Origin of the sequence: Pseudomonas hygromyciniae, from assembly GCF_016925675.1 — a bacterium.
In the GTDB taxonomy this organism is placed as follows: Bacteria; Pseudomonadota; Gammaproteobacteria; order Pseudomonadales; family Pseudomonadaceae; genus Aquipseudomonas; species Aquipseudomonas hygromyciniae.
On record NZ_CP070506.1, the window covers coordinates 3,781,341 to 3,800,869 of the forward strand.

20 protein-coding genes are annotated in these 19,529 nt (G+C 61.1%); 9 read left to right on the forward strand and 11 right to left on the reverse strand.

Features of this window, described 5'->3' with window-relative positions; all coding sequences use genetic code 11:
* On the reverse strand, positions 1 to 699 hold the full coding sequence (locus tag JTY93_RS16660; RefSeq protein WP_205478698.1) for a glutathione S-transferase N-terminal domain-containing protein: 699 nt from the start codon (positions 697 to 699) through the stop codon (positions 1 to 3).
* 251 nt (positions 700 to 950) lie between these two features.
* On the opposite strand from JTY93_RS16660, the gene JTY93_RS16665 reads away from it, so the two are divergent.
* The gene (locus JTY93_RS16665) at positions 951 to 1,652 is read left to right on the forward strand and encodes a hypothetical protein (protein WP_029296600.1); all 702 of its coding nucleotides are present in this window, start codon (positions 951 to 953) and stop codon (positions 1,650 to 1,652) included.
* A 114-nt stretch (positions 1,653 to 1,766) separates the two neighbouring features.
* Positions 1,767 to 2,822 carry a permease gene (locus JTY93_RS16670; RefSeq protein WP_205478696.1) on the forward strand — a complete coding sequence of 352 codons (1,056 nt, stop codon included), beginning with the start codon at positions 1,767 to 1,769 and terminating at the stop codon, positions 2,820 to 2,822.
* Between the two features lie 200 nt (positions 2,823 to 3,022).
* Here JTY93_RS16670 and mnmH read toward each other — a convergent pair whose 3' ends face one another.
* From mnmH to JTY93_RS16690, 4 genes are all read right to left on the reverse strand, one after another.
* Complete coding sequence (mnmH, locus tag JTY93_RS16675) at positions 3,023 to 4,126, reverse strand: tRNA 2-selenouridine(34) synthase MnmH (RefSeq protein ID WP_205476675.1); 1,104 nt, start codon at positions 4,124 to 4,126, stop codon at positions 3,023 to 3,025.
* The gene (gene selD / locus JTY93_RS16680) at positions 4,126 to 5,160 is read right to left on the reverse strand and encodes a selenide, water dikinase SelD (RefSeq protein WP_205476676.1); all 1,035 of its coding nucleotides are present in this window, start codon (positions 5,158 to 5,160) and stop codon (positions 4,126 to 4,128) included. Before selD ends, mnmH begins: the two co-directional genes overlap by 1 nt.
* 95 nt (positions 5,161 to 5,255) lie before the next feature.
* Entirely contained in the window at positions 5,256 to 6,005 is a 750-nt protein-coding gene (locus JTY93_RS16685) for a TerC family protein (protein WP_169994837.1), read from the reverse strand.
* A 28-nt stretch (positions 6,006 to 6,033) separates the two neighbouring features.
* The gene (locus JTY93_RS16690) at positions 6,034 to 6,285 is read right to left on the reverse strand and encodes a hypothetical protein (RefSeq protein ID WP_029296611.1); all 252 of its coding nucleotides are present in this window, start codon (positions 6,283 to 6,285) and stop codon (positions 6,034 to 6,036) included.
* Between the two features lie 134 nt (positions 6,286 to 6,419).
* On the opposite strand from JTY93_RS16690, the gene nhaR reads away from it, so the two are divergent.
* On the forward strand, positions 6,420 to 7,325 hold the full coding sequence (nhaR, locus tag JTY93_RS16695) for a transcriptional activator NhaR (protein ID WP_169994839.1): 906 nt from the start codon (positions 6,420 to 6,422) through the stop codon (positions 7,323 to 7,325).
* Here nhaR and JTY93_RS16700 read toward each other — a convergent pair.
* Positions 7,322 to 8,476, reverse strand: coding sequence for an MFS transporter (locus JTY93_RS16700; protein ID WP_205476677.1), 1,155 nt, complete (start codon positions 8,474 to 8,476; stop codon positions 7,322 to 7,324). The genes nhaR and JTY93_RS16700 overlap by 4 nt on opposite strands.
* 208 nt (positions 8,477 to 8,684) lie before the next feature.
* Here JTY93_RS16700 and sstT point away from each other — a divergent pair, with 208 nt between their 5' ends.
* A complete protein-coding gene (gene sstT / locus JTY93_RS16705) occupies positions 8,685 to 9,908 on the forward strand; it encodes a serine/threonine transporter SstT (protein WP_205476678.1) in 1,224 nt (407 codons plus the stop codon).
* Between the two features lie 374 nt (positions 9,909 to 10,282).
* Here the strand turns inward: sstT and JTY93_RS16710 are convergent, their stop codons facing one another.
* Positions 10,283 to 10,792 carry a DUF1993 domain-containing protein gene (locus JTY93_RS16710; RefSeq protein ID WP_032857425.1) on the reverse strand — a complete coding sequence of 170 codons (510 nt, stop codon included), beginning with the start codon at positions 10,790 to 10,792 and terminating at the stop codon, positions 10,283 to 10,285.
* A gap of 115 nt (positions 10,793 to 10,907) precedes the next feature.
* Between JTY93_RS16710 and JTY93_RS16715 the strand changes: the two genes are divergently transcribed.
* Positions 10,908 to 11,558 (forward strand): YceH family protein, encoded by a 651-nt coding sequence (locus tag JTY93_RS16715; RefSeq protein ID WP_205476679.1) that lies wholly within the window; start codon positions 10,908 to 10,910, stop codon positions 11,556 to 11,558.
* A gap of 41 nt (positions 11,559 to 11,599) precedes the next feature.
* On the opposite strand, the gene JTY93_RS16720 is transcribed toward JTY93_RS16715, so the two are convergent.
* Positions 11,600 to 12,418, reverse strand: coding sequence for a shikimate 5-dehydrogenase (locus JTY93_RS16720; protein WP_205476680.1), 819 nt, complete (start codon positions 12,416 to 12,418; stop codon positions 11,600 to 11,602).
* Positions 12,419 to 12,582: 164 nt separating this feature from the next.
* On the opposite strand from JTY93_RS16720, the gene JTY93_RS16725 reads away from it, so the two are divergent.
* From JTY93_RS16725 to JTY93_RS16735, 3 genes are all read left to right on the forward strand, one after another.
* Positions 12,583 to 12,951 (forward strand): hypothetical protein, encoded by a 369-nt coding sequence (locus tag JTY93_RS16725; RefSeq protein ID WP_205476681.1) that lies wholly within the window; start codon positions 12,583 to 12,585, stop codon positions 12,949 to 12,951.
* A gap of 230 nt (positions 12,952 to 13,181) precedes the next feature.
* A complete protein-coding gene (locus tag JTY93_RS16730) occupies positions 13,182 to 13,376 on the forward strand; it encodes a hypothetical protein (RefSeq protein ID WP_029296627.1) in 195 nt (64 codons plus the stop codon).
* A 109-nt stretch (positions 13,377 to 13,485) separates the two neighbouring features.
* The gene (locus tag JTY93_RS16735) at positions 13,486 to 13,665 is read left to right on the forward strand and encodes a hypothetical protein (protein WP_169956212.1); all 180 of its coding nucleotides are present in this window, start codon (positions 13,486 to 13,488) and stop codon (positions 13,663 to 13,665) included.
* Here the strand turns inward: JTY93_RS16735 and JTY93_RS16740 are convergent.
* Positions 13,662 to 14,729 (reverse strand): AI-2E family transporter, encoded by a 1,068-nt coding sequence (locus JTY93_RS16740; RefSeq protein ID WP_205476682.1) that lies wholly within the window; start codon positions 14,727 to 14,729, stop codon positions 13,662 to 13,664. The two genes, JTY93_RS16735 and JTY93_RS16740, sit on opposite strands and share 4 nt — an antisense overlap.
* Before the next feature lie 162 nt (positions 14,730 to 14,891).
* Between JTY93_RS16740 and trhP the strand changes: the two genes are divergently transcribed.
* Positions 14,892 to 16,211, forward strand: coding sequence for a prephenate-dependent tRNA uridine(34) hydroxylase TrhP (gene trhP / locus JTY93_RS16745; RefSeq protein ID WP_205476683.1), 1,320 nt, complete (start codon positions 14,892 to 14,894; stop codon positions 16,209 to 16,211).
* A gap of 118 nt (positions 16,212 to 16,329) precedes the next feature.
* Here trhP and ctpM read toward each other — a convergent pair whose 3' ends face one another.
* On the reverse strand, positions 16,330 to 18,009 hold the full coding sequence (gene ctpM, locus JTY93_RS30290; protein ID WP_205476684.1) for a methyl-accepting chemotaxis protein CtpM: 1,680 nt from the start codon (positions 18,007 to 18,009) through the stop codon (positions 16,330 to 16,332).
* 164 nt (positions 18,010 to 18,173) lie between these two features.
* Complete coding sequence (locus JTY93_RS16755; RefSeq protein ID WP_169995082.1) at positions 18,174 to 19,493, reverse strand: Na+/H+ antiporter family protein; 1,320 nt, start codon at positions 19,491 to 19,493, stop codon at positions 18,174 to 18,176.
* Positions 19,494 to 19,529: the final 36 nt, after the last annotated feature.

Genomic DNA, 19,529 nt, shown 5'->3' on the forward strand with positions numbered 1-19,529 from the left:
TCAGCTCGGAATATTCAGGCCACGAATCACCGCCGGTCGGGCAACAAAGCCGTCCAGCGCGCGCAGTACATTGGGGAAATCGCTGATGCCCACCAGATCACCCGACTCATAAAAACCGATCAGGTTGCGGATCCAGGGGAAGGTCGCGATATCGGCGATGGTGTACTCATCGCCCATGATCCAGCTGCGGCCCAGCAGGCGCTTTTCCAGGACCTCCAGCAGGCGCCGGGCTTCAGCCGCATAGCGGTCGCGGGGGCGCTTGTCTTCGTAGGCCTTGCCGGCAAATTTATTGAAGAAGCCCACCTGGCCGAACATCGGCCCGATCCCGGCCATCTGAAACATCAGCCATTGCAGGGTTTCGTAGCGTGCGGCGGGCGCCTGGGGCAGCAGTTGCGCGGTTTTCTCTGCCAGGTAGATCAGGATCGCCCCCGACTCGAACAACGCCAGCGGTTCACCGTCCGGGCCGTTGGGGTCGATGATCGCCGGGATTTTGTTGTTGGGGTTCAACGACAGGAATTCGGGCGAGAACTGGTCCTGGGTGTCGAAGCTGACTTTATGCGCCTCATAGGCCAGGCCCACCTCTTCGAGCATGATCGAGACCTTGACGCCATTGGGGGTGGGCAGCGAGTACAACTGCAGGCGTTCGGGATGCTGGGCTGGCCATTTGGTAATAATCGGAAACGCCGCGAGTGAAATCATCGATATACCCCAAGCTGAGAAAAACCCATGATAGCCATCTAGCGGCCAGGCCGCATTGGTCTTAAATCCGCAACATCGGCTCGCTAATCTCTTGTCCCTGCGAACCAAAACGCTATAGCGCACTCTTAGAAACGCTTGAACGGTTGAATGGAGGCATGCCGACATACTCACGGAAACCCGCACGATGCTCGGAGCGTCGCGGTGGCTGGGCCTTGCGGTCTTGATCCGAAGCACTGAAGACTCGAAAACCAATGAAAATCAAGCCTTTGTGCCTTGGCAAACGTTTTAAACAATATGCTTATTACGTATTACCGATGTTCTTCGTAGGCGGCGCCTTGATGCTGGCCTTCGAAGCCCGCGAAAGCAGTGCCGAGCCGAAGAACGGCGTGCAGACCCTGGTCTTCCTGCGCCACGGCGAAAAACCCGCTGGCGGCCTGGGACAACTCAATTGCCAGGGCCTCAACCGCGCGATGAACCTGGCTACGGTATTGCCGGAAAAATTCGGCGCTGCCGACTTTGTGTTCGCGGCCAACCCAACACGCAATGTCGAAGAAGGCGAATTCGACAACTCCTACAGCTACATCCGACCATTGATGACCATCAGCCCCAGCGCGATCAAACTTGGGCTGCCAGTGAACATCGAGTTTTCGGCCAACGACACCAGCGACCTCGCTGACGAGTTGATGGAGGACAAGTACCACAACTCCACCATCTACACCGCCTGGTCCCACGGTTACCTGCCGGAGCTGATCAACAAGGTGGCGAGCGAAGCGGTCGGCGAGAAGTACACCATCACCGAAGACTGGTCCGGCGGCGACTTCGACACCCTGTACGTGTTGACCCTGACCTGGCAGAACGGCAAGGCCAGCCTGCTCAGCCGCAACTACAAGCAAGGGCTGGATAACGGCTTGCAGACCTGCCCGGATGCGACGCACGTAAACGCTGACAGCTGACCTTACCGGCGACTGCGTCCCGCGTGACACACCACTATCGCCGGCAAGCCGGCTCCTACTGGGGGCGGGACCGCGTATGATGCGTCGCTATCGACTTATCTGCGGATCCTGACCATGTCTAACCTCACCTCTGCCAGCCCTGTACGCGGCTGGTCCTTCTGGTGGAAACCGGCGCTGTTCCTGTTGGTGGCCTGCGTCGGCCTGTATTACGTGAAATGGTCGCCCTACTACTTCAAGGCGTTCGTTGCGGCAGACAGCCACAGCATCGGAAACTCGATCCTCAACGATCAACAAGGCTCGCCATTGGCGGCGGCCCTGGCCTATGCCCAGGTGTATTTCCTGGCAATCTGGAAAGCCGCCGTGCTGGCGGTGATTCTCGGCTCATTGCTGCAAGTGTTGATTCCACGGGACTGGCTGTTACGCCTGTTCGGGCGCGCCGGGCTTGGTTCCACGGTACGCGGCGGGTTGTTCGCCCTCCCGGGCATGATGTGCAGTTGCTGCGCCGCCCCCGTGGCGGCGGGAATGCGTCGTCAGCAAGTGTCGGTGGGCGCCGCCCTGGCGTTCTGGATGGGCAACCCGGTACTCAACCCGGCGACCCTGGTGTTCATGGGCTTTGTCCTAGGCTGGGACTTTGCCGCACTGCGGCTGGTGGCCGGGATCGTGTTGGTGATCGGTGTGGCGTTGATCGCCCAACGTATCGCACGCCCGGAGCAGGTGCCGGAAGTGGCGCTGGAGGCCGTGGCCAACGTCAGCGGCGCCGACAGCCAGCCCTTCCTCACGCGCTGGCTGCGCACCTTGTGGCAGTTGTTCTGGAGCACCATCCCGGTGTACATCCTGGCGGTGTTGCTGCTGGGCGCAGCGCGGGTGTGGTTGTTCCCCCATGTGGACGGGGCGATGGCCGACAGCCTGCTATGGCTGGTGCCACTGGCCATTGTCGGCACCCTGTTTGTGATTCCGACCGCAGCGGAAATCCCGATTGTGCAGACCATGATGGCCCTGGGGCTGGGGACCGGGCCAGCGGTGGCTCTGTTGATGACCCTGCCGAGCGTGAGCCTGCCGTCGCTGCTGATGCTGCGCAAGGATTTCGATACACGGGTGCTGGTGACAGTGGCCGGGCTGACCATGTTGATGGGTGTGGTGTGTGGGTTGGTGGCGGTGGTCGTGCTGTAGGGTTGGGCATCGCAGCATAAGTATGCTGTGGCGAGCGGGCTTGTCGGAACGCCGCATCGCCCGCGTTGGGCTGCGAAGCAGCCCCAAAACCAACCGCTGCGGAGTATCTGATACACCGCATTCGACTGACTGGGGCTGCGTTGCAGCCCAACGCGGGCGATGCGGCGTTCCGACAAGCCCGCTCGCCACAGGGACAGTCGTCAGCACCCGCGCCGGGCATCGCGCTCGCGCAAATACTCCAGCACCGCCCCCTGCTCCCCTGCGAACTCGATGCGGGCGCCCTTCTTCTCACGCTGGAAGGCATACATCGGGTCGTAATATTCGCGCAGTAACCCTTCGATCCACTCACGATGCAGATCCACCGAACCGCTGCGGGCCTGTTCTTCCAGGGCCAGCTGCAGGATGCCCTGCAACCGCTGGAACCGCTCGCCCCCCAGGCGCTTGTGGATATTGCCCAGGCTCTCGGTCAAGCGCTGCGCAAACACCTCCTGGCCCGACTCACCAAACACCCTGACAAACTCGGCGCACAGGTCCACCACATAATCGCCCAGGATTCGCTCGACCCGCCCCGCCAGGCTATCTTCCAACCACACCATCGGGAATGCCTGCATGCCTTTGTGCAAGGCCAGGGGCAGCGCACAGCTGCCAATCATGCGGCTTTCATCCTCGACCACGAATTGCTCGATACCCCGTTCGCGCTTTTTCAGCAGATCAACCCCCAGGCGATTCTCGAAATCGATGTTGGAGGGCTGTGCGGTAGCGCGCTTGCCGAAGCTGGAACCGCGGTGATTGGCGTGCCCTTCCAGATCCAGGGCATTGCGCAACTGGCCGAGGACTTCGGTTTTTCCGGTGCCGGTCATGCCGCCCAGCAGGACGAAGTCGCACTCGCGGGTAGCGCCTTCGAGCGTTTCGAGCAAAAAGGTGCGCATGGCCTTGTAGCCACCGCCGACCCGCGGATAGTCGACACCCGCCTCGCGTAGCCACTGCTGGACAATCTGCGAGCGCAGGCCGCCGCGAAAGCAATACAGGTAGCCCTCAGGGTGGGCGCGTGCGAACTGTGCCCACTGCTCGACTCGTTCAGCCTTTGTCGCCCCGGACACCAACTGATGCCCCAGCACAATCGCCGCCTGCTGCCCCTGCTGCTTATAGCAAGTGCCCACCCGCTGGCGTTCGTCATCGTTCATCAATGGCAGATTGACTACGCCGGGGAACGCGCCTTTGACGAATTCGACCGGCGCGCGGGTATCCATCATCGGTCGGTCGTTGAGAAAAATATCGCGGTAATCGGTGATATCGATGGGCATCAAGACACCTCTACCGCGTTGCTCTGTCGCTCAACCAACTGACCAATTGGCGCCAGGTTCAAGCCCAGTTCGGCCGCTGTCGCAAGAAACTCGGCTTCGCCCTCCGGCGTGACGGCCACCAGCAGCCCGCCACTGGTCTGCGGGTCGCACAACACGCGTTTGTGCAACTCATTGATGCGCCCCAACTGGCTGGCATAGCTGTCGAAGTTGCGCAACGTACCGCCGGGCACACAGCCTTGGTCCAGGTAGTACTCGACCCCCGGCAGGCGTGGGACTTTTTCGTAGTCGATCAGGGCGGTCAATCCGCTGCCGTCGGCCATTTCCACCAGATGCCCGAGCAGGCCGAAACCAGTCACGTCAGTCATGGCGCTGACCCCGGCCAGTTTGCCAAAGCGGCTGCCGGGCTTGTTGAGGGTGCACATCCAGTCCCGCGCCAGACCGATATCGGCTTCACGCAGCTTGCCCTTCTTCTCGGCGGTGGTAAGGATGCCGATACCCAGGGGCTTGGTCAGGTACAAGCGGCAGCCTGCGGTAGCGGTGTCGTTGCGCTTCATATGGCGCTTGTGCACTAGCCCGGTGACGGCCAGGCCGAAAATGGGCTCCGGTGCGTCAATGGAGTGGCCACCTGCCAGGGGAATGCCGGCCGCGTCGCACACCGAGCGGCCACCGCGGATCACTTCCCGGGCGATTTCCGGGGCCAGTACATTGACCGGCCAGCCGAGAATGGCAATGGCCATCAAGGGGTCGCCCCCCATGGCGTAGATATCGCTGATGGCGTTGGTGGCGGCAATGCGTCCGAAATCGAAGGGGTCGTCGACGATAGGCATGAAAAAGTCAGTGGTGGAAACCACGCCACGCTCGTCATCGATCGCGTACACCGCCGCGTCGTCACGCGAGGCATTGCCCACCCAAAGCTTGGGGTCGAGGTTCTGCGCACCGCTGCCGGCGAGGATCACTTCCAGCACCTGCGGCGAAATCTTGCAGCCGCAACCGGCACCGTGGCTGTACTGGGTCAGGCGAATCGGCTCGTTCATGGTGGACCTCACACTATCAAGTGCGCGGAGTCTAACAGACAGCAAAAAGCCGACTGGGCTCTTGTGAGCACAGCCGGCTTTTTGGGGTTCAGCGGTTACTGGCGGGCAGCGAGCAAACGCTTGTGACGGTTGCGTCGCGCGATGTTCAAGCACTCGATGGCAGCCGAGAACGCCATGGCCGCGTACACGTAGCCTTTAGGCACATGGGCACCGAAGCCTTCGGCGATCAAGGTCATGCCGATCATGATCAGGAAGCCCAGGGCCAGCATCACCACGGTCGGGTTGTCGTTGATGAACTTGGCCAGGGGTTCAGCCGCTACCAACATCACGATCACCGAGGTCACCACGGCAATGATCATGATCGGCAAGTGCTCGGTCATGCCGACGGCGGTGATGATGCTGTCGATGGAGAACACCAGGTCGAGCAACAGGATCTGCCCGATGGCCGCGGCGAAGCCGATAGCCACGGTGTTGCCGACGCTGGCCTTCTCTTCGGGCTCCGGGTCCATGCTGTGGTGGATCTCGGTCGTCGCCTTCCACACCAGGAACAGGCCACCGGCGATCAGGATCATGTCCTTCCACGAAAACGCCTGGCCGAACACTTCGAACACCGGTGCCGTCAGTTGCACGATAAACGCGATGGTGCTCAACAGGCCCAGACGCAGCACCAGCGCCATGCTGATGCCGATGCGCCGTGCCTTGGCCCGGTGCTGTTCCGGCAGTTTGTTGGTGAGGATCGAGATGAAGATCAGGTTGTCGATGCCCAGCACGATTTCCATGACGATCAGGGTCGCCAGGGCCACCCAGGCGGTGGGGCTGGCGGCCAGTTGTAAAAGGTATTCCATAGGTCAGTCCTGACGTTGTGCGGGGAAATTAGGTTTCTTTGGTGTTCGATTCAGACTCTTGCTCGGGCTGATCGTCCTTTTTTTCTGGACTGATCAGGCCTTGCGTCGCCTCACTCAATGCCTGCTCGGCGGCCTTGTGGGTGTCGTCGATCGCTTGCTTGGCCGATTCGGTGGCTTTGCCCAGGACCTGTTGCGCACTTTTCTCGACCTGATCGCAGCCGCTGATCATTACCAATGAAAGCGCAAGCAACGAAGCCGCGCCGAGAGAATTGAGTTTCATGATGTATTCCTCGTTAGAACCATTGGGTCCAAGTAGTGGCCCCGCGATAGCGACGCATTCTATGCAGGTGAACACTTCAGTAAAATTCGTATTTTTCTCGCGTATACTTCGATTTTCACGAACTAACGGCCGCCATGCTCAATTACCGACAACTGCATTACTTCTGGGTGGTGGCCAAGACAGGCAGCATCGTGCGCGCCTGTGAGCAACTGAACCTCACCCCGCAAACCATCAGTGGGCAAATCAGCCTGCTCGAACAGACATTCGGTATCGCCCTGTTTCAACGGGTGGGGCGCCAGTTGGAGCTGACCGAGGCCGGGCGCCAGGCCCTGCCCTATGCCGAGCAGATGTTCCAGACCGGCAATGAACTGGAAGCGATGTTGCGCGCCCAGCCCAATGAACAGCAGATTGTGTTTCGCGTGGGTGTCGCGGATGTGGTGCCCAAGTCCATCGTCTACCGGCTGATCGCGCCGACCATGGAGTTGAGCGAGCCGCTGCGCATTACCTGCCGCGAAGACAAACTGGAGCGGCTGTTGGCCGACCTGGCGATCCAGCGCCTGGACCTGGTGATTTCCGACAGCCCCATGCCCAGCCACCTGGACATCAAGGGCTACAGCCAGAAACTGGGGGAATGTGGCATCAGTTTCTTCGCCACCCAGGCGTTGGCGGACCTGCACGGCGGCGATTTCCCTCAGTGCCTGCACGGTGCGCCGCTGTTGATTCCCGGCGCGGAAACCGTAGTGCGCAGCCGTTTGCAACGCTGGTTCGCCGAGCAGCAGATCCGGCCGAAGATCATCGGCGAATTCGACGACAGTGCCTTGATGCAGGCCTTTGGCCAATCCGGCAGCGGGATTTTCATCGCCCCCAGCGTGATCGCCGAGGAAGTGCTACGCCAGTACGGCGTGGCACTGATTGGTCAGACGGACGCCGTCACCGAGTCGTTCTATGCAATCTCGGTGGAGCGCAAGGTCAAGCACCCCGGCATCGTTGCGATTACCGAAGGCGCCCGCCGTGAACTGTTTACCGCGTTGCCAACCTAGGCGCAGGCGGCCCGGGTCTTGGCGGTCATCAGCCACAGGGCCAGGAGAATCGACAACAGGATAAAGCCGGACGCCGCAAACCCCAGGCTGCCCAGGCCGAGGGTGTCAATCACATGCCCGCCGACCATCGCCCCCAGGCCAATGCCCAGGTTGGCCCCGGCAATATTCAGCGACGCGGCGAATGCCGGCGCATGGGGCGCGGCCTTCATCAGCCGCACATGGCTGACCAAAAACAGCGCCGCCTGGGTCACGCCCCAGATGCCCATGGCTGCTGCCAGGCCGAGTGTGGAGTGGATCGCCGGCACCAGCGCCACCATGCCCGCGATCATAAAGCCGCAGAACACCATCGAGGCGATCAGTGGGTGCTTGTCGACCATGCGCCCGCCCAACGAATTGCCGATCAGGCCGACGGCGCCAAAGCCCATCAGGCACCAGCCCACCAAGGTGCCATCGAAGCCGGCCAGACGCTCAAGAATGTCTGCCAGGTAGGTATAAGCAGTGAACATGCCGCTAAATACCAGGATCGACAGCAACACGTGGCCCTGCATCAAGGGGTTGCGCAGGATCTTGAACTGCGAGCGCAACGTCACGGTTTCTTTCTTCACGGTGGTCGTCGGCAGGTAAATCAACAGCAGCAATGCCTTGAGTACCGCTACCCCGGCGAGAATGCCAAAGGCCGTGCGCCAGCCGAACATGTCAGAGATCAAGGTGCCCACCGGAATCCCGAAGACCGTAGCGCAGACGATGCCAAAGCCGATCTTGGCAATCGCCCGGCCAGCGTAGTCCGGCCCGACGATATCCACTGCCGTTTCACTGGCCAGGGCCCAGAACACCGGCAACCCGAGGGCCGGAATCAGCCGAGCCAAGGCCATCACCCAGATATTCGGCGCCAGGGCCGCCAAGGTATTGGCCGCGCCAAACATCAACAGAATGCTGATAAACAGGCGTTTGCGCTCAAAACGCGCGAAATACGCGGTAAGGAACGGCCCGAACGCCGCCACGGTGAAGGCAAACAGCGTCACCAGCAGACCGGCCTGGGACACGCTCACCTCCAGATCACGGGCGATGGAGGGCAACAGGCCGACGATCACAAATTCGGTGGTCAACACCGTAAAACCGGCTGCGGACAGCAGCAGGATGGGCAACAACATGCACAACTCCAGAAACGGCGACGCCAGCGTTGGCCCAAGGGCCCGCTGACAGAGAGATAAAAAAGGATGGCGAATCTTAACAGAATGTGACCGAGCCACACACAGACTTGGCGACTGAATGCCGCAGCAAACAGGATGCCTCCTACAGCATGTTAGACTTCGCGCCCTGTATAGCGCTGTACACATTAAAAAAACTAGAGACACTCTTATGACTGCTGCCCCTTCGCTGTTTCAACGCCTGCTGCGCTTAAGCCTGGTGACCCAAATTGTCATCGGCCTGGTCGCTGGCATCCTGCTGGCCCTGCTTTGGCCCAGTGCCGCCCTGTCCACCGCGTTTATCGGCAAGGTATTTGTCTCGGCGCTCAAGGCCGTGGCGCCGATCCTGGTGTTTGTGCTGGTGATGGCCTCGATTGCCAACCACAAGCATGGCCAGGAAACCCATATCCGGCCGATCCTGTTCCTGTATCTGCTGGGGACCTTTTCTGCGGCGGTTGTGGCGGTGATTGCCAGCACCCTGTTCCCTTCAAACCTGGTCCTCGCCACCCATGATGTCGCCATCAGCGCCCCAGGCGGGATCGGCGAAGTGCTGCAGAGCCTGCTGCTCAGTGTGGTAGACAACCCCGTCAGCGCCCTGATGAATGCCAACTTTATCGGCATCCTCGCCTGGGCCATCGGTATGGGCATCGCGATTCGCCATGCTGGCGAAACCACCCGCACCGTCCTGGGCGACCTGTCCAACGGCGTCACGCTGATTGTGCGCGTGGTGATTCGTTTCGCGCCGCTGGGTATTTTCGGCCTGGTGGCCTCGACCCTCGCCGCCTCGGGTTTCGATGCGCTGTTGGGCTATGCGCACCTGTTGCTGGTGCTGATCGGCTGCATGTTGTTCGTAGCGCTGGTGATCAACCCGGCGATCGTGTTCTGGAAACTGCGCCGCAACCCCTACCCGCTGGTGCTGCTGTGCCTGCGTGAGAGCGGGATCACCGCCTTTTTTACCCGCAGCTCGGCCGCCAATATCCCGGTCAACCTGGCGTTGAGCGAGCGCCTGGGCCTGCACGAAGACACCTATTCGGTCTCGATCCCGCTGGGGGCGACCATCAACATGGCCGGCGCCGCCATCACCATCACCGTGCTGACCCTGGCCGCCGTGCATACCCTGGGCATCGCCGTCGATCTGCCGACGGCCGTGTTGTTGAGCGTGGTTGCCGCAGTCTGTGCCTGTGGCGCATCGGGTGTGGCCGGGGGTTCGTTGTTGCTGATTCCGCTGGCGTGCAGCCTGTTCGGTATTCCGAGTGAAATCGCCATGCAAGTGGTGGCCGTGGGCTTCATCATCGGGGTGTTGCAGGATTCGGCGGAAACCGCGCTCAACTCGTCTACCGACGTGTTGTTCACCGCCGCAGCGTGCCTGGGCCAAGAAGACAAGAACCCGGCCTGACACAACAGTGTGAGCTGGCTTGTGTGGGAGCTGGCTTGCCTGCGATTGCATCGCCTCGTTCCATCAGTGACACCCAGGTGATGCAATCGCAGCATAGGTATCTACACAATTTTGCCGCCGCGCATAAATCCTGGCAGAGAGGGCTGTTGTGGCGAGCGGGCTTGCCCCGCGCTGGGCTGCGAAGCAGCCCCAGTAAGCCGAATGCGGTGTATCAGTTAAACCGTAGCGGCTGGTTTTGGGGCTGCTTCGCAGCCCAGCGCGGGGCGAGCCCGCTCGCCACAGGGGAGGTTATCAGTGTCTAAAAGTCGTGTAGATACCGATGGCTATCGCAGGCAAGCCAGCCCCCACATTTGTTTTGCGGTGTTACTCAGTACTTAGAACGCGCCCATGTAGTCACGCTTGCCCACTTCCACACCGTTGTGACGCAGCAAGGCGTAGGCGGTGGTGACGTGGAAGAAGAACTGCGGCAGACCGTAGGTCAGCAGGTAGGACTGGCCGCTGAAGCGCTTCTCTTTAGGGGTGCCCGGACGGGTGACGATCTCGATGCCTTCTTTGCCATCGATCTGCGCCGGGGTAATGGTGTCGATGAAAGCCAGGACCTTGGCGATCAGCGCTTGCAGGTCAGCGAAGGTGACTTCGCTGTCTTCGTATTTCGGCACTTCGATCTCAGCGAGGCGCGCGGAAACGCCCTTGGCAAAATCCACGGCGATCTGCACCTGGCGCACCAGCGGGAACATGTCCGGGAACAGGCGCGCTTGCAGCAAGGCATTGGGGTCGATGTTCTTGGCGGTGGCGTGGGCCTCGGCCTTGTTCAGCACATCGCTCAAAGCGTTGAGCATTTGCTTGAAGACTGGGAGGGAAGCGGCGTACAGGGAAATAGTCATGACAGTCTCGACAGTGGTGACAGGGTTTGAACAGCCGCGATTATAGACATGAGCGCTGCTTGTCTTTTATTTTTTCGGGATTAGGCTAGTGGGCTCACTGCATAGGGAAAGCGCGATGACCGCCGAGCACGACACCACCACCTCCGAGCCGCGCCTCAACAGCACGGAAATCCGTGTTCTGGGCTGCCTGATCGAGAAGCAGGCCACCAACCCGGAAACCTACCCGCTGACCCTCAATGCCCTGGTCCTGGCCTGCAACCAGAAAACCAGCCGGGAACCGGTGATGAACCTCAGCCAGGGCCAGGTGGGCCAGAGCCTGCGTGCCCTGGAAGGCCGGGGGTTTACCAAACTGGTGATGGGTAGCCGCGCCGACCGCTGGGAACACCGGGTGGACAAGGCCCTGGAGCTGGTCCCGGCGCAAGTGATTCTCACCGGCCTACTGTTCCTGCGTGGCCCGCAGACGGTCAATGAATTGCTGACCCGCAGCGGGCGCATGCATGATTTTGAAGATGCCGAGCAGGTGGTGCATCAGTTGGAACGCTTGATCGCCCGCGACCTGGCGGTGTTAGTGCCCAAGCAGGCGGGCCAGCGCGAAGACCGCTACACCCACTCCCTGGGTGACCCGGCGGATATCGAGGCGATCCTGGCCGCCCGTGGCAGCCCGGTGGAGCGCAGCGGCGCTGGCAGCGGGGTTTCTCTGGAGCGCGTCGAGGAGCTGGAGGCGCGGATTGCGGCGCTGGAAGAGCGCCTGTCGCGTCTCGAATAACCTGCCCCTCCCACATGGGCCACCCGTGTTTGTGAGATTTGTTACTGCCGGGCAAACGCTACGGCTTTCTGGAACTGTTCGTCCGTCGGGCGGATGCCGGTGTACAGCACGAACTGCTCCAGGGCCTGGATCGCAATCACTTCCAGGCCGGTAATCACCCGCTTGCCCTGGGCCCGGCCACGCACGATCAGCGGCGTTTCGGCGGGGATCGCCACCACATCGAACACAGTGTCTGCTGCATCAATGGCGTCGGCCTCGAATGCCAGGTCCTCGGCCTGGGCACCGCCGGTCATGCCGATAGGCGTTACATTGACCAGCATCTGCGGCCGTGCGTTACCCAATGTCGCCTGCCACTCATACCCCAGGTTGTGCGCCAGGGCGCGGCCAGCCACTTCGTTACGGGCAACGATCAGGCCATTGGCATAGCCACCATCACGCAGGGCGCTGGCCACTGCCTTGGCCATGCCGCCACTGCCGTGCAGGGCAAAGGTCGAGTCCTTGGGCACCGCGTGCTTTTGCAGCAGTTGTTCGATGGCGATGTAATCAGTGTTGTAGGCCTTGAGATGGCCGGCGGTATTGACGATGGTGTTGATCGAAGCGATGGCACGGGCCGAGTCGTCGAGCTCATCCACCAGTTCGATACAGGCTTCCTTGAACGGCATTGACACCCCGCAGCCACGAATGCCCAAGGCACGGATCCCGGCGACGGCGCCGTTCAAGTCCTGGCTGCTGAAGGCCTTGTAGTAGAAGTTAAGCCCCAACTGCTCATACAAATGGTTATGAAACCGCAGGCCGAAATTGCCTGGGCGAGCCGACAACGACATGCACAACTGGGTATCCTTGTTGGGGTTCATCAGCATCGGTAACGCCTCTTCAAGTAAGCAAATCGGTACAGACCTTACACAACCTTTACCAAATGGCAGTGCTGTTTTCCTGAAATACGTTGTCTTAAAAGTATCCCCGCGACAATCCTTGAGTCTATTGATTGCAGACCACAAGCGCAGGGGCCAACCGAGGAAAGACCATGATTCGTAAAATCCCCAGGATCGCCTTGCTGATCGGTGCACTCGCTGTAGCCGGCCAAGCCTCCGCTCATGGCGGCGGTTGGGGTGGCCCGGCCGTATTGGGTGCGGTTGTCGGCGCAGCCGTAGTGGGCTCAGTGATCGCCAGCCATGATCGGCCGGTGTATGTGCAGCAGCAACCGGTGTACTACCAGCCCCAGCCAGTGTATGCCGCCCCGCCACCGGTCTATTACCAGCCGGCGCCGGTATACGTGCAGCAGCCGGTCTATTACCGCCCGGCACCGGTATATTACCGCCCGGCACCGGTGTATTACGGGCCACCACGCGGCCACTACGGCCCGCCCCGAGGTTATTACGGGCGCGGCTGGTAAGGCCGGCATAAAAAGCCCCGCATTCCAGGCGGGGCTTTTTTGTGGGCGCAGGGTCTGAATAAATCTCGCCAAGGTCGTTATGGGGACATCGCCGGCAGTTAAATCCGACACTATTAAGGCCAAAGTGTACTTGCCCAACCGGGGCACGCGCTGTCATGTTTGCGTCACGCGACACTCTCACTATCGAAACGGTCCCCCATAACAGGTCATAACAACAAGGACGCCCCAGCATGCCCACACAAAACCCGCACCGTACCGCTGGCCTTTGCACTTCAAGCAAGGTCTATAGCGCCTTGACCGAACTCAAGCACCTTGAGGGCCACCGCAGCGCCAAGTTTCTCTCGCTGCTGGCAGAAAACCTGGTCCACAAGGGCCTGCTCAATGAGCAGGAAGTGCTGCACATGCTGGACCAGGTGGTGGACTGAGCCCCTTTCGGCGCAGCCTCGATGGCAGTGATGTTGACTATCGAGCAGGGTGATTTTCCCTCACCGGCCCGCCGCCGTAAGGTGACCTCCATCAGCAATGGAGGTAGATATGCCCACTATCCAGATCATGTCCGTCATTGGCAGTGCCGTCCCCGGCCCCCTGCGCGAACTGGGCTTGCTCGCCTGTTGGTACCTGGTACGCGACGGTGAAGCCATCAGCGGCCCCCTGACTTCGCTGCCCGACGCCCAGGCCCTGTCCCGCAAGATGGCCCACTGCTTCTCAGCCTAGGGCAATGGTAGCCGCACCCGGGGTTTGGTTTCGACAAACAGCGCCCAGCTGGAGATAAACAGTGCGGCAATCAACGGCCCGATGACAAAGCCATTGAGGCCGAACACCGACAGCCCGCCCAGGGTCGAGATCAGGATCAGGTAATCCGGCATCTTGGTGTCCTTGCCGACGAGGATCGGACGCAGCACATTGTCCACCAGGCCGATCACAAACACCCCGAACAAGGCCAGCACCACCCCTTGCCAGATTGCACCGCTGAGCAGGAAGTACGCAGCCACCGGCCCCCACACAATCCCCGCCCCCACTGCCGGCAGCAACGACAAAAATGCCATCAATACCGCCCAGAGCAACGCGCTGGGAATGTCCAGGAACCAGAAGATCAAGCCGCCCAAGGCGCCCTGAGTCACCGCCACCAACACATTGCCTTTGACGGTCGCGCGCACCACGCGGTTGAACTTCAATTGCAGGCGACGCTTCTGTGGCTCGGCCAGCGGCACCGCCGTGCGCACTTTGCGCACCAGTTCGGGACCGTCGCGCAGCAGGAAGAACAGCAAGTACAGCATGATGAAAAAGCTCACCAGGAAATCAAAGGTGCCCTGGCCGAAGCTGAACGCCTGACTGGCGAAGAACTGGCTGCCTTGCATCGCTCCCTTGACGATTTTCTCGCGCAGACCCTCCAGGTTGCCCATGCCGAAGCGGTCCAGCAGGTGCTGGAAGTACGGCGGCAGGAAGTTCTTGAATTGTTCGATGTAGCCCGCCACATCCAGCTTGCCGCTCTCGACGTTCTTGTACAGCGTCGCCCCCTCCTGCACCAGCAAGGCGCTGGTGATGATCACCGGTAAAATCGCGATCACCAGGCACACCATCAAGGTACACAACGACGTCAGGTTGCGGTTCCAGCCAAACTTGAGCTGCAGGCGCCGCTGCATGGGCGCAAAAATGATCCCGAGGATGATCGCCCAGAACACCGCGCCATAGAACGGCAACAGGATCCAGAAGAATGCGAGGGTCACCATGACCAGCAATAACAGCAGGGTTTTGAATTGCAGATTCGTTTGGTTCATGTCCGATCCGTACCAGAAAAACGCCAGGCGCCCAGCGCGCCCTGTTGCTTAGTCCACCGCGCATCCGGCGAGTGCCATCTTTATTTCTACAGCGTAGACCCAGATCAATAAGCGCCAGGCCCGGCTCGGCTACCCTGCCGCCCTTTTGCGACCTGAATCCCCATGCCCCCTGTCCTCGCTCCCGAATTGCTCGCCCCTGCCGGCACCCTGAAAAACATGCGCTACGCCTTTGCCTACGGCGCCGATGCGGTCTACGCCGGCCAGCCGCGCTACAGCTTGCGGGTGCGCAACAACGAGTTCGACCACGCCAACCTGGCCCTGGGTATCGCCGAAGCCCAGGCCCAGGGCAAGCGCTTTTATGTGGTGGTCAACATCGCACCGCACAACGCCAAGCTGAAGACCTTTCTCAAGGACCTGGAACCGGTAATCGCCATGGGTCCGGACGCGTTGATCATGTCTGACCCAGGCTTGATCATGCTGGTGCGCCGGCACTTCCCGCAGATGCCGATCCACCTGTCAGTGCAGGCCAACACGGTGAACTGGGCCAGCGTCGAGTTCTGGCAGCAGCAAGGCATCTGTCGGATCATCCTGTCGCGGGAACTGTCCCTGGAAGAAATCGCCGAAATCCGTCAGCAAGTACCGGCCATGGAGTTGGAAGTGTTTGTGCATGGCGCGCTATGCATGGCCTATTCCGGGCGCTGCCTGTTGTCGGGGTATATGAACAAACGCGATGCCAACCAGGGCACCTGCACCAACGCCTGTCGCTGGAAGTACCAGGCCAGCCCCGCCGTCGAAAACAGCGTGGGCGATATCGTCCAGCAGTATCAGCCCGAACCGACCCTGGGCCTTGGCGCGCCCACCGACCAGGTGTTCCTGCTCCAGGAGGCCAACCGCCCGGATGAGCAGATGCCGGCCTTCGAGGACGAGCACGGCACCTACATCATGAACGCCAAGGACCTGCGGGCGGTGCAGCACGTCGAGCGTCTGACGCAGATGGGCGTGCACTCGCTGAAGATCGAAGGCCGCACCAAATCCCACTTCTATGTGGCGCGCACCACCCAGGTGTATCGCCAGGCCATTGATGACGCGGCAGCCGGGCGCGCGTTCGACCGTGGCTTGATGACCAACCTTGAATCCCTGGCCCAGCGCGGCTACACCGAAGGCTTCCTGCGCCGCCATGTGCATGACGAGTACCAGAACTACCAGAACGGCAGCTCAGTCTCGGAACAACAGCAGTTTGTCGGGGAATTGACCGGGGAACGGCGCGGGGAACTGGCCGAGGTCAAGGTGAAGAACCGCTTTGCGCTGGGCAACCACCTGGAATTGATGACCCCGGCGGGGAATTTCCATTTTGATTTGGGGATGATGCATAACGCCAAGGGCGAGGCGATCGAGGTGGCACCGGGGGATGGGCATACGGTGTATGTGCCGGTGCCGCTGGAGATGGAGATCGGGTTTGGGTTGTTGATGCGGGATGTGTAGGTATCTGTGAGGGCCCCTTCGCGGGCAAGCCCGCTCCCACATTTGACCCTGTTCACAAACCAGGTGTGGGAGCGGGCTTGCCCGCGATGAGGCCAGAACAAGCACCGCAATTGCCAGGTCAGATCCTGAACTGCCCCACCAACTGCCCCAACCGTTGCCCCAGGTCCGCCAGGCTGCGGGAGGTCTGCGCACCCTGCTGGGTCTCGTCCGCCACACTGTCCACCGCCACCGCAATCTGATGCACGCTGCGGTTGATCTCTTCAGCCACGGCGGTTTGCTCTTCCGCGGCGCTGGCGATCTGCGCGTTCATGGTGTTGATGGTGCCAATCAGTTGCGCCATGGTATCGAGGGACGCCCCGGCCTCATTGGCCTGGGCCGAGGTGCCGTCGCCGGCATCGCTGGAGCGGCGCATGGATTCCACCGCCGCCTCGGTGCCCTTTTGCAGGCGGTCGATCATGCCCTGGATTTCCTGGGTGCTTTGTTGGGTGCGGCTGGCCAGTGCGCGGACTTCATCGGCCACCACCGCAAACCCACGCCCGGCTTCACCGGCGCGGGCCGCTTCGATGGCGGCGTTGAGGGCCAGCAGGTTGGTCTGTTCGGCAATCGAGCGGATCACCCCGAGCACGCTGACAATCGACGATACGTCCTGTTGCAGGCTGTCCAGGGACACGCCGCTGCTGCGGATGTCATTCACCAGTGCATGAATCTGCGCGATGCTGCCATCCACCACGCGCTTGGCGGCCTGGCCTTCGGCGTCGGTCTGCTGCGCCGCCACCGCGGCGCCCTGGGCACTGCGCGCCACTTCATGGGCGGCAGACGACATTTCGTTGATCGCCGTGGCCACCTGGTCAGTCTCCTGGCGCTGGCGCTCCATGGCCTGCTCCGAACGGTGAGCCTGCTCGGACACCTGGCTGACCAGGCCGGTCAGCTGCGAAGTCATGTCGGTGATCTGGCGCACCAAACCATGGATCTTGTCGACAAACCGGTTGAACGAACCGGCCAGTTCACCCAACTCGTCCTGGCTGGTGATTGCCAGGCGGCGGGTCAAATCACCCTCGCCGGCGGCGATATCGTCGAGGTTGGCCTTCATCAGGTGCAAGGGGCGCAGGATGGTATTGGCCAGCACCATGCCCACTGCCGCGATCAGCAATAACAGGACCACGGCAATACCGACGATGCTCAACAACACGCCTTCCATACGTTCGTTGACCTTGGCTTCCACCTCGCTGACCAGGGCGTCGATACCGTCAAGGTTGACCGATGTACCGATCACCATGTCCCACTTGGGCAAGTATTCGGTGTAGCCGAGTTTGGGCACCAGTTCGGTTTGCCCAGGCTGCGTGGAGCTGTATTGAAGGTAGTGGGTGCCGTCCTTGCCGACCTTCACCAGGTCGCGGTTGACGTAGACACCGTTGGGGTCACGGTTGTCCTTGAAGCTTTTGCCCACACCGTCGGGGCTGTTGCCCTTGAACAGGCGGATGGTCTCGGAGTCGTAGCCAAAGAAATATCCGTCCTTGCCGTAGGTGGTGTTGGACAACAGCTTGACCACCTGCGCCCGCGCCTCTGTATCGCCAGGTGCGGCAGCGTCGTACAGCGGCTTGATGGTGGTCATCGCCACTTCCACGTAACTCTGCAGGGTGGCCTTGGCATTGTTGAGCAGCCGCTCGCGGGTTTCAGCCACCTCGCTACGCGCCTGTTCCTTGAGGATCCACACCGTGGTCAGGCTGATGACCACGGCAAACAACAACACCGGCAGTACGGCAAGGGACAGGACTTTGGCCTTCAGACTCAGTCGCATGGAGCTTCTCTCTTATAGGGCAGCGTTAACAGGTTAACGGCCTTGTAAGAGAAAACTGTAGGAGCGAGCTTGCTCGCGAAAAAAACTCAGCAATAACACCGGCAGCCTGGATGGACGCGGTGCCCTTGAGTCCTTCGCGAGCAAGCTCGCTCCTACAGGAGAAGTCAGAGGGTCATCGCGGCAAACCAGCCGAACACCAGCAACGGCAGGTTGTAGTGCAGGAACGTCGGGACCACGGTGTCCCAGATATGGTGATGCTGGCCGTCGATGTTCAAACCCGAGGTCGGTCCCAGGGTGGAGTCCGACGCTGGCGAACCGGCATCGCCCAGGGCGCCGGCGGTGCCGACGATGCAGACAATGGCCAGGGGGCTGAACCCCAGTTGCACACACAGCGGCACGAAAATCGCCGCCAGGATCGGCACGGTGGAAAACGACGAGCCAATGCCCATGGTCACCAGCAGGCCCACCAGCAACATCAACAACGCGCCCACGCCACGACTATGGCCGATCAAGGCCGCAGAGGCCTGCACCAGCGTCTGCACCTGGCCGGTGGCCTTGAGGACTTCGGCAAACCCGGAAGCAGCGATCATGATGAAGCCGATCATCGCCATCATCTTCATGCCTTCGGTGAACAGGTCATCGGTGTCGCGCCAGCGTACGATGCCCGACACCGAGAAGATCAGGAAACCCGCCAGGGCACCGATGATCATCGAGTCCAGCCACAGCTGGATGATAAAGGCCGAGGCAATGGCCAGCCCGGCTACCAGCAGGGTCAGCGGGTTGTATTGCACCGCCACTTGCTCGACCCGCTCGATTTTCTTCAGGTCGTAGACGCGCTTTTTGCGATAGCTGATAAACACCGCCACCAACAGGCCGAACACCATGCCCAGCGCCGGGATACCCATGGCGTGGGTGACATTGACCTGGCTGATATCCACCCCACTCTTGGCGACGTTGGCCAGCAGGATCTGGTTGAGGAAGATGTTGCCGAAGCCCACCGGCAGGAACATATACGGGGTGATCAGGCCGAAGGTCATGACACAGGCGATCAGGCGCCGGTCAATCTGCAGCTTGGTCAGCACATACAGAAGAGGCGGCACCAGCAGCGGAATAAAGGCGATATGGATCGGCAGGATGTTCTGCGAGGCAATCGCCACCGCCCCCAGCAGGCAGATCAGCAGCCATTTGACGTGATTGCCGCCGCTCGCCTCCTGGCGCCCCACCAGCAGCAAGGCCTTGTCCGCCAGGGCATGGGCCAGGCCGGACTTGGCGATCGCCACGGCGAAAGCACCGAGCAATGCGTAGGACAGCGCCACGGTGGCACCGCCGCCCAGGCCGCTGTTGAACGCGCTGAGCGTCGCGTCGATCCCAAGACCACCGGTCAAGCCGCCGACCAGGGCGCCGACGATGATCGCGATGACCACATGCACGCGGGACAGGCTCAGCACGAGCATGGTACCGACCGCGGCGATTACTGCGTTAATCATGGCTACCTCAAGACAGAAACATAAAAACAACAC

What these genes read in the sequence shown, in the direction of transcription:
- sstT (WP_205476678.1), top strand. Translation starts at nt 8,685, where the DNA reads ATGACTGCTGCCCCTTCGCTGTTTCAACGCCTGCTGCGCTTAAGCCTG.
- JTY93_RS16720 (WP_205476680.1), bottom strand. Translation starts at nt 12,418, where the DNA reads ATGCTGATGAACCCCAACAAGGATACCCAGTTGTGCATGTCGTTGTCG.
- JTY93_RS16730 (WP_029296627.1), top strand. Translation starts at nt 13,182, where the DNA reads ATGCCCACACAAAACCCGCACCGTACCGCTGGCCTTTGCACTTCAAGC.
- selD (WP_205476676.1), bottom strand. Translation starts at nt 5,160, where the DNA reads ATGAACGAGCCGATTCGCCTGACCCAGTACAGCCACGGTGCCGGTTGC.
- JTY93_RS16725 (WP_205476681.1), top strand. Translation starts at nt 12,583, where the DNA reads ATGATTCGTAAAATCCCCAGGATCGCCTTGCTGATCGGTGCACTCGCT.
- JTY93_RS16700 (WP_205476677.1), bottom strand. Translation starts at nt 8,476, where the DNA reads ATGTTGTTGCCCATCCTGCTGCTGTCCGCAGCCGGTTTTACGGTGTTG.
- JTY93_RS16660 (WP_205478698.1), bottom strand. Translation starts at nt 699, where the DNA reads ATGATTTCACTCGCGGCGTTTCCGATTATTACCAAATGGCCAGCCCAG.
- JTY93_RS16710 (WP_032857425.1), bottom strand. Translation starts at nt 10,792, where the DNA reads ATGACTATTTCCCTGTACGCCGCTTCCCTCCCAGTCTTCAAGCAAATG.
- JTY93_RS16665 (WP_029296600.1), top strand. Translation starts at nt 951, where the DNA reads ATGAAAATCAAGCCTTTGTGCCTTGGCAAACGTTTTAAACAATATGCT.
- JTY93_RS16740 (WP_205476682.1), bottom strand. Translation starts at nt 14,729, where the DNA reads ATGAACCAAACGAATCTGCAATTCAAAACCCTGCTGTTATTGCTGGTC.
- JTY93_RS16670 (WP_205478696.1), top strand. Translation starts at nt 1,767, where the DNA reads ATGTCTAACCTCACCTCTGCCAGCCCTGTACGCGGCTGGTCCTTCTGG.
- JTY93_RS16735 (WP_169956212.1), top strand. Translation starts at nt 13,486, where the DNA reads ATGCCCACTATCCAGATCATGTCCGTCATTGGCAGTGCCGTCCCCGGC.
- nhaR (WP_169994839.1), top strand. Translation starts at nt 6,420, where the DNA reads ATGCTCAATTACCGACAACTGCATTACTTCTGGGTGGTGGCCAAGACA.
- ctpM (WP_205476684.1), bottom strand. Translation starts at nt 18,009, where the DNA reads ATGCGACTGAGTCTGAAGGCCAAAGTCCTGTCCCTTGCCGTACTGCCG.
- JTY93_RS16715 (WP_205476679.1), top strand. Translation starts at nt 10,908, where the DNA reads ATGACCGCCGAGCACGACACCACCACCTCCGAGCCGCGCCTCAACAGC.
- JTY93_RS16690 (WP_029296611.1), bottom strand. Translation starts at nt 6,285, where the DNA reads ATGAAACTCAATTCTCTCGGCGCGGCTTCGTTGCTTGCGCTTTCATTG.
- trhP (WP_205476683.1), top strand. Translation starts at nt 14,892, where the DNA reads ATGCCCCCTGTCCTCGCTCCCGAATTGCTCGCCCCTGCCGGCACCCTG.
- mnmH (WP_205476675.1), bottom strand. Translation starts at nt 4,126, where the DNA reads ATGCCCATCGATATCACCGATTACCGCGATATTTTTCTCAACGACCGA.
- JTY93_RS16685 (WP_169994837.1), bottom strand. Translation starts at nt 6,005, where the DNA reads ATGGAATACCTTTTACAACTGGCCGCCAGCCCCACCGCCTGGGTGGCC.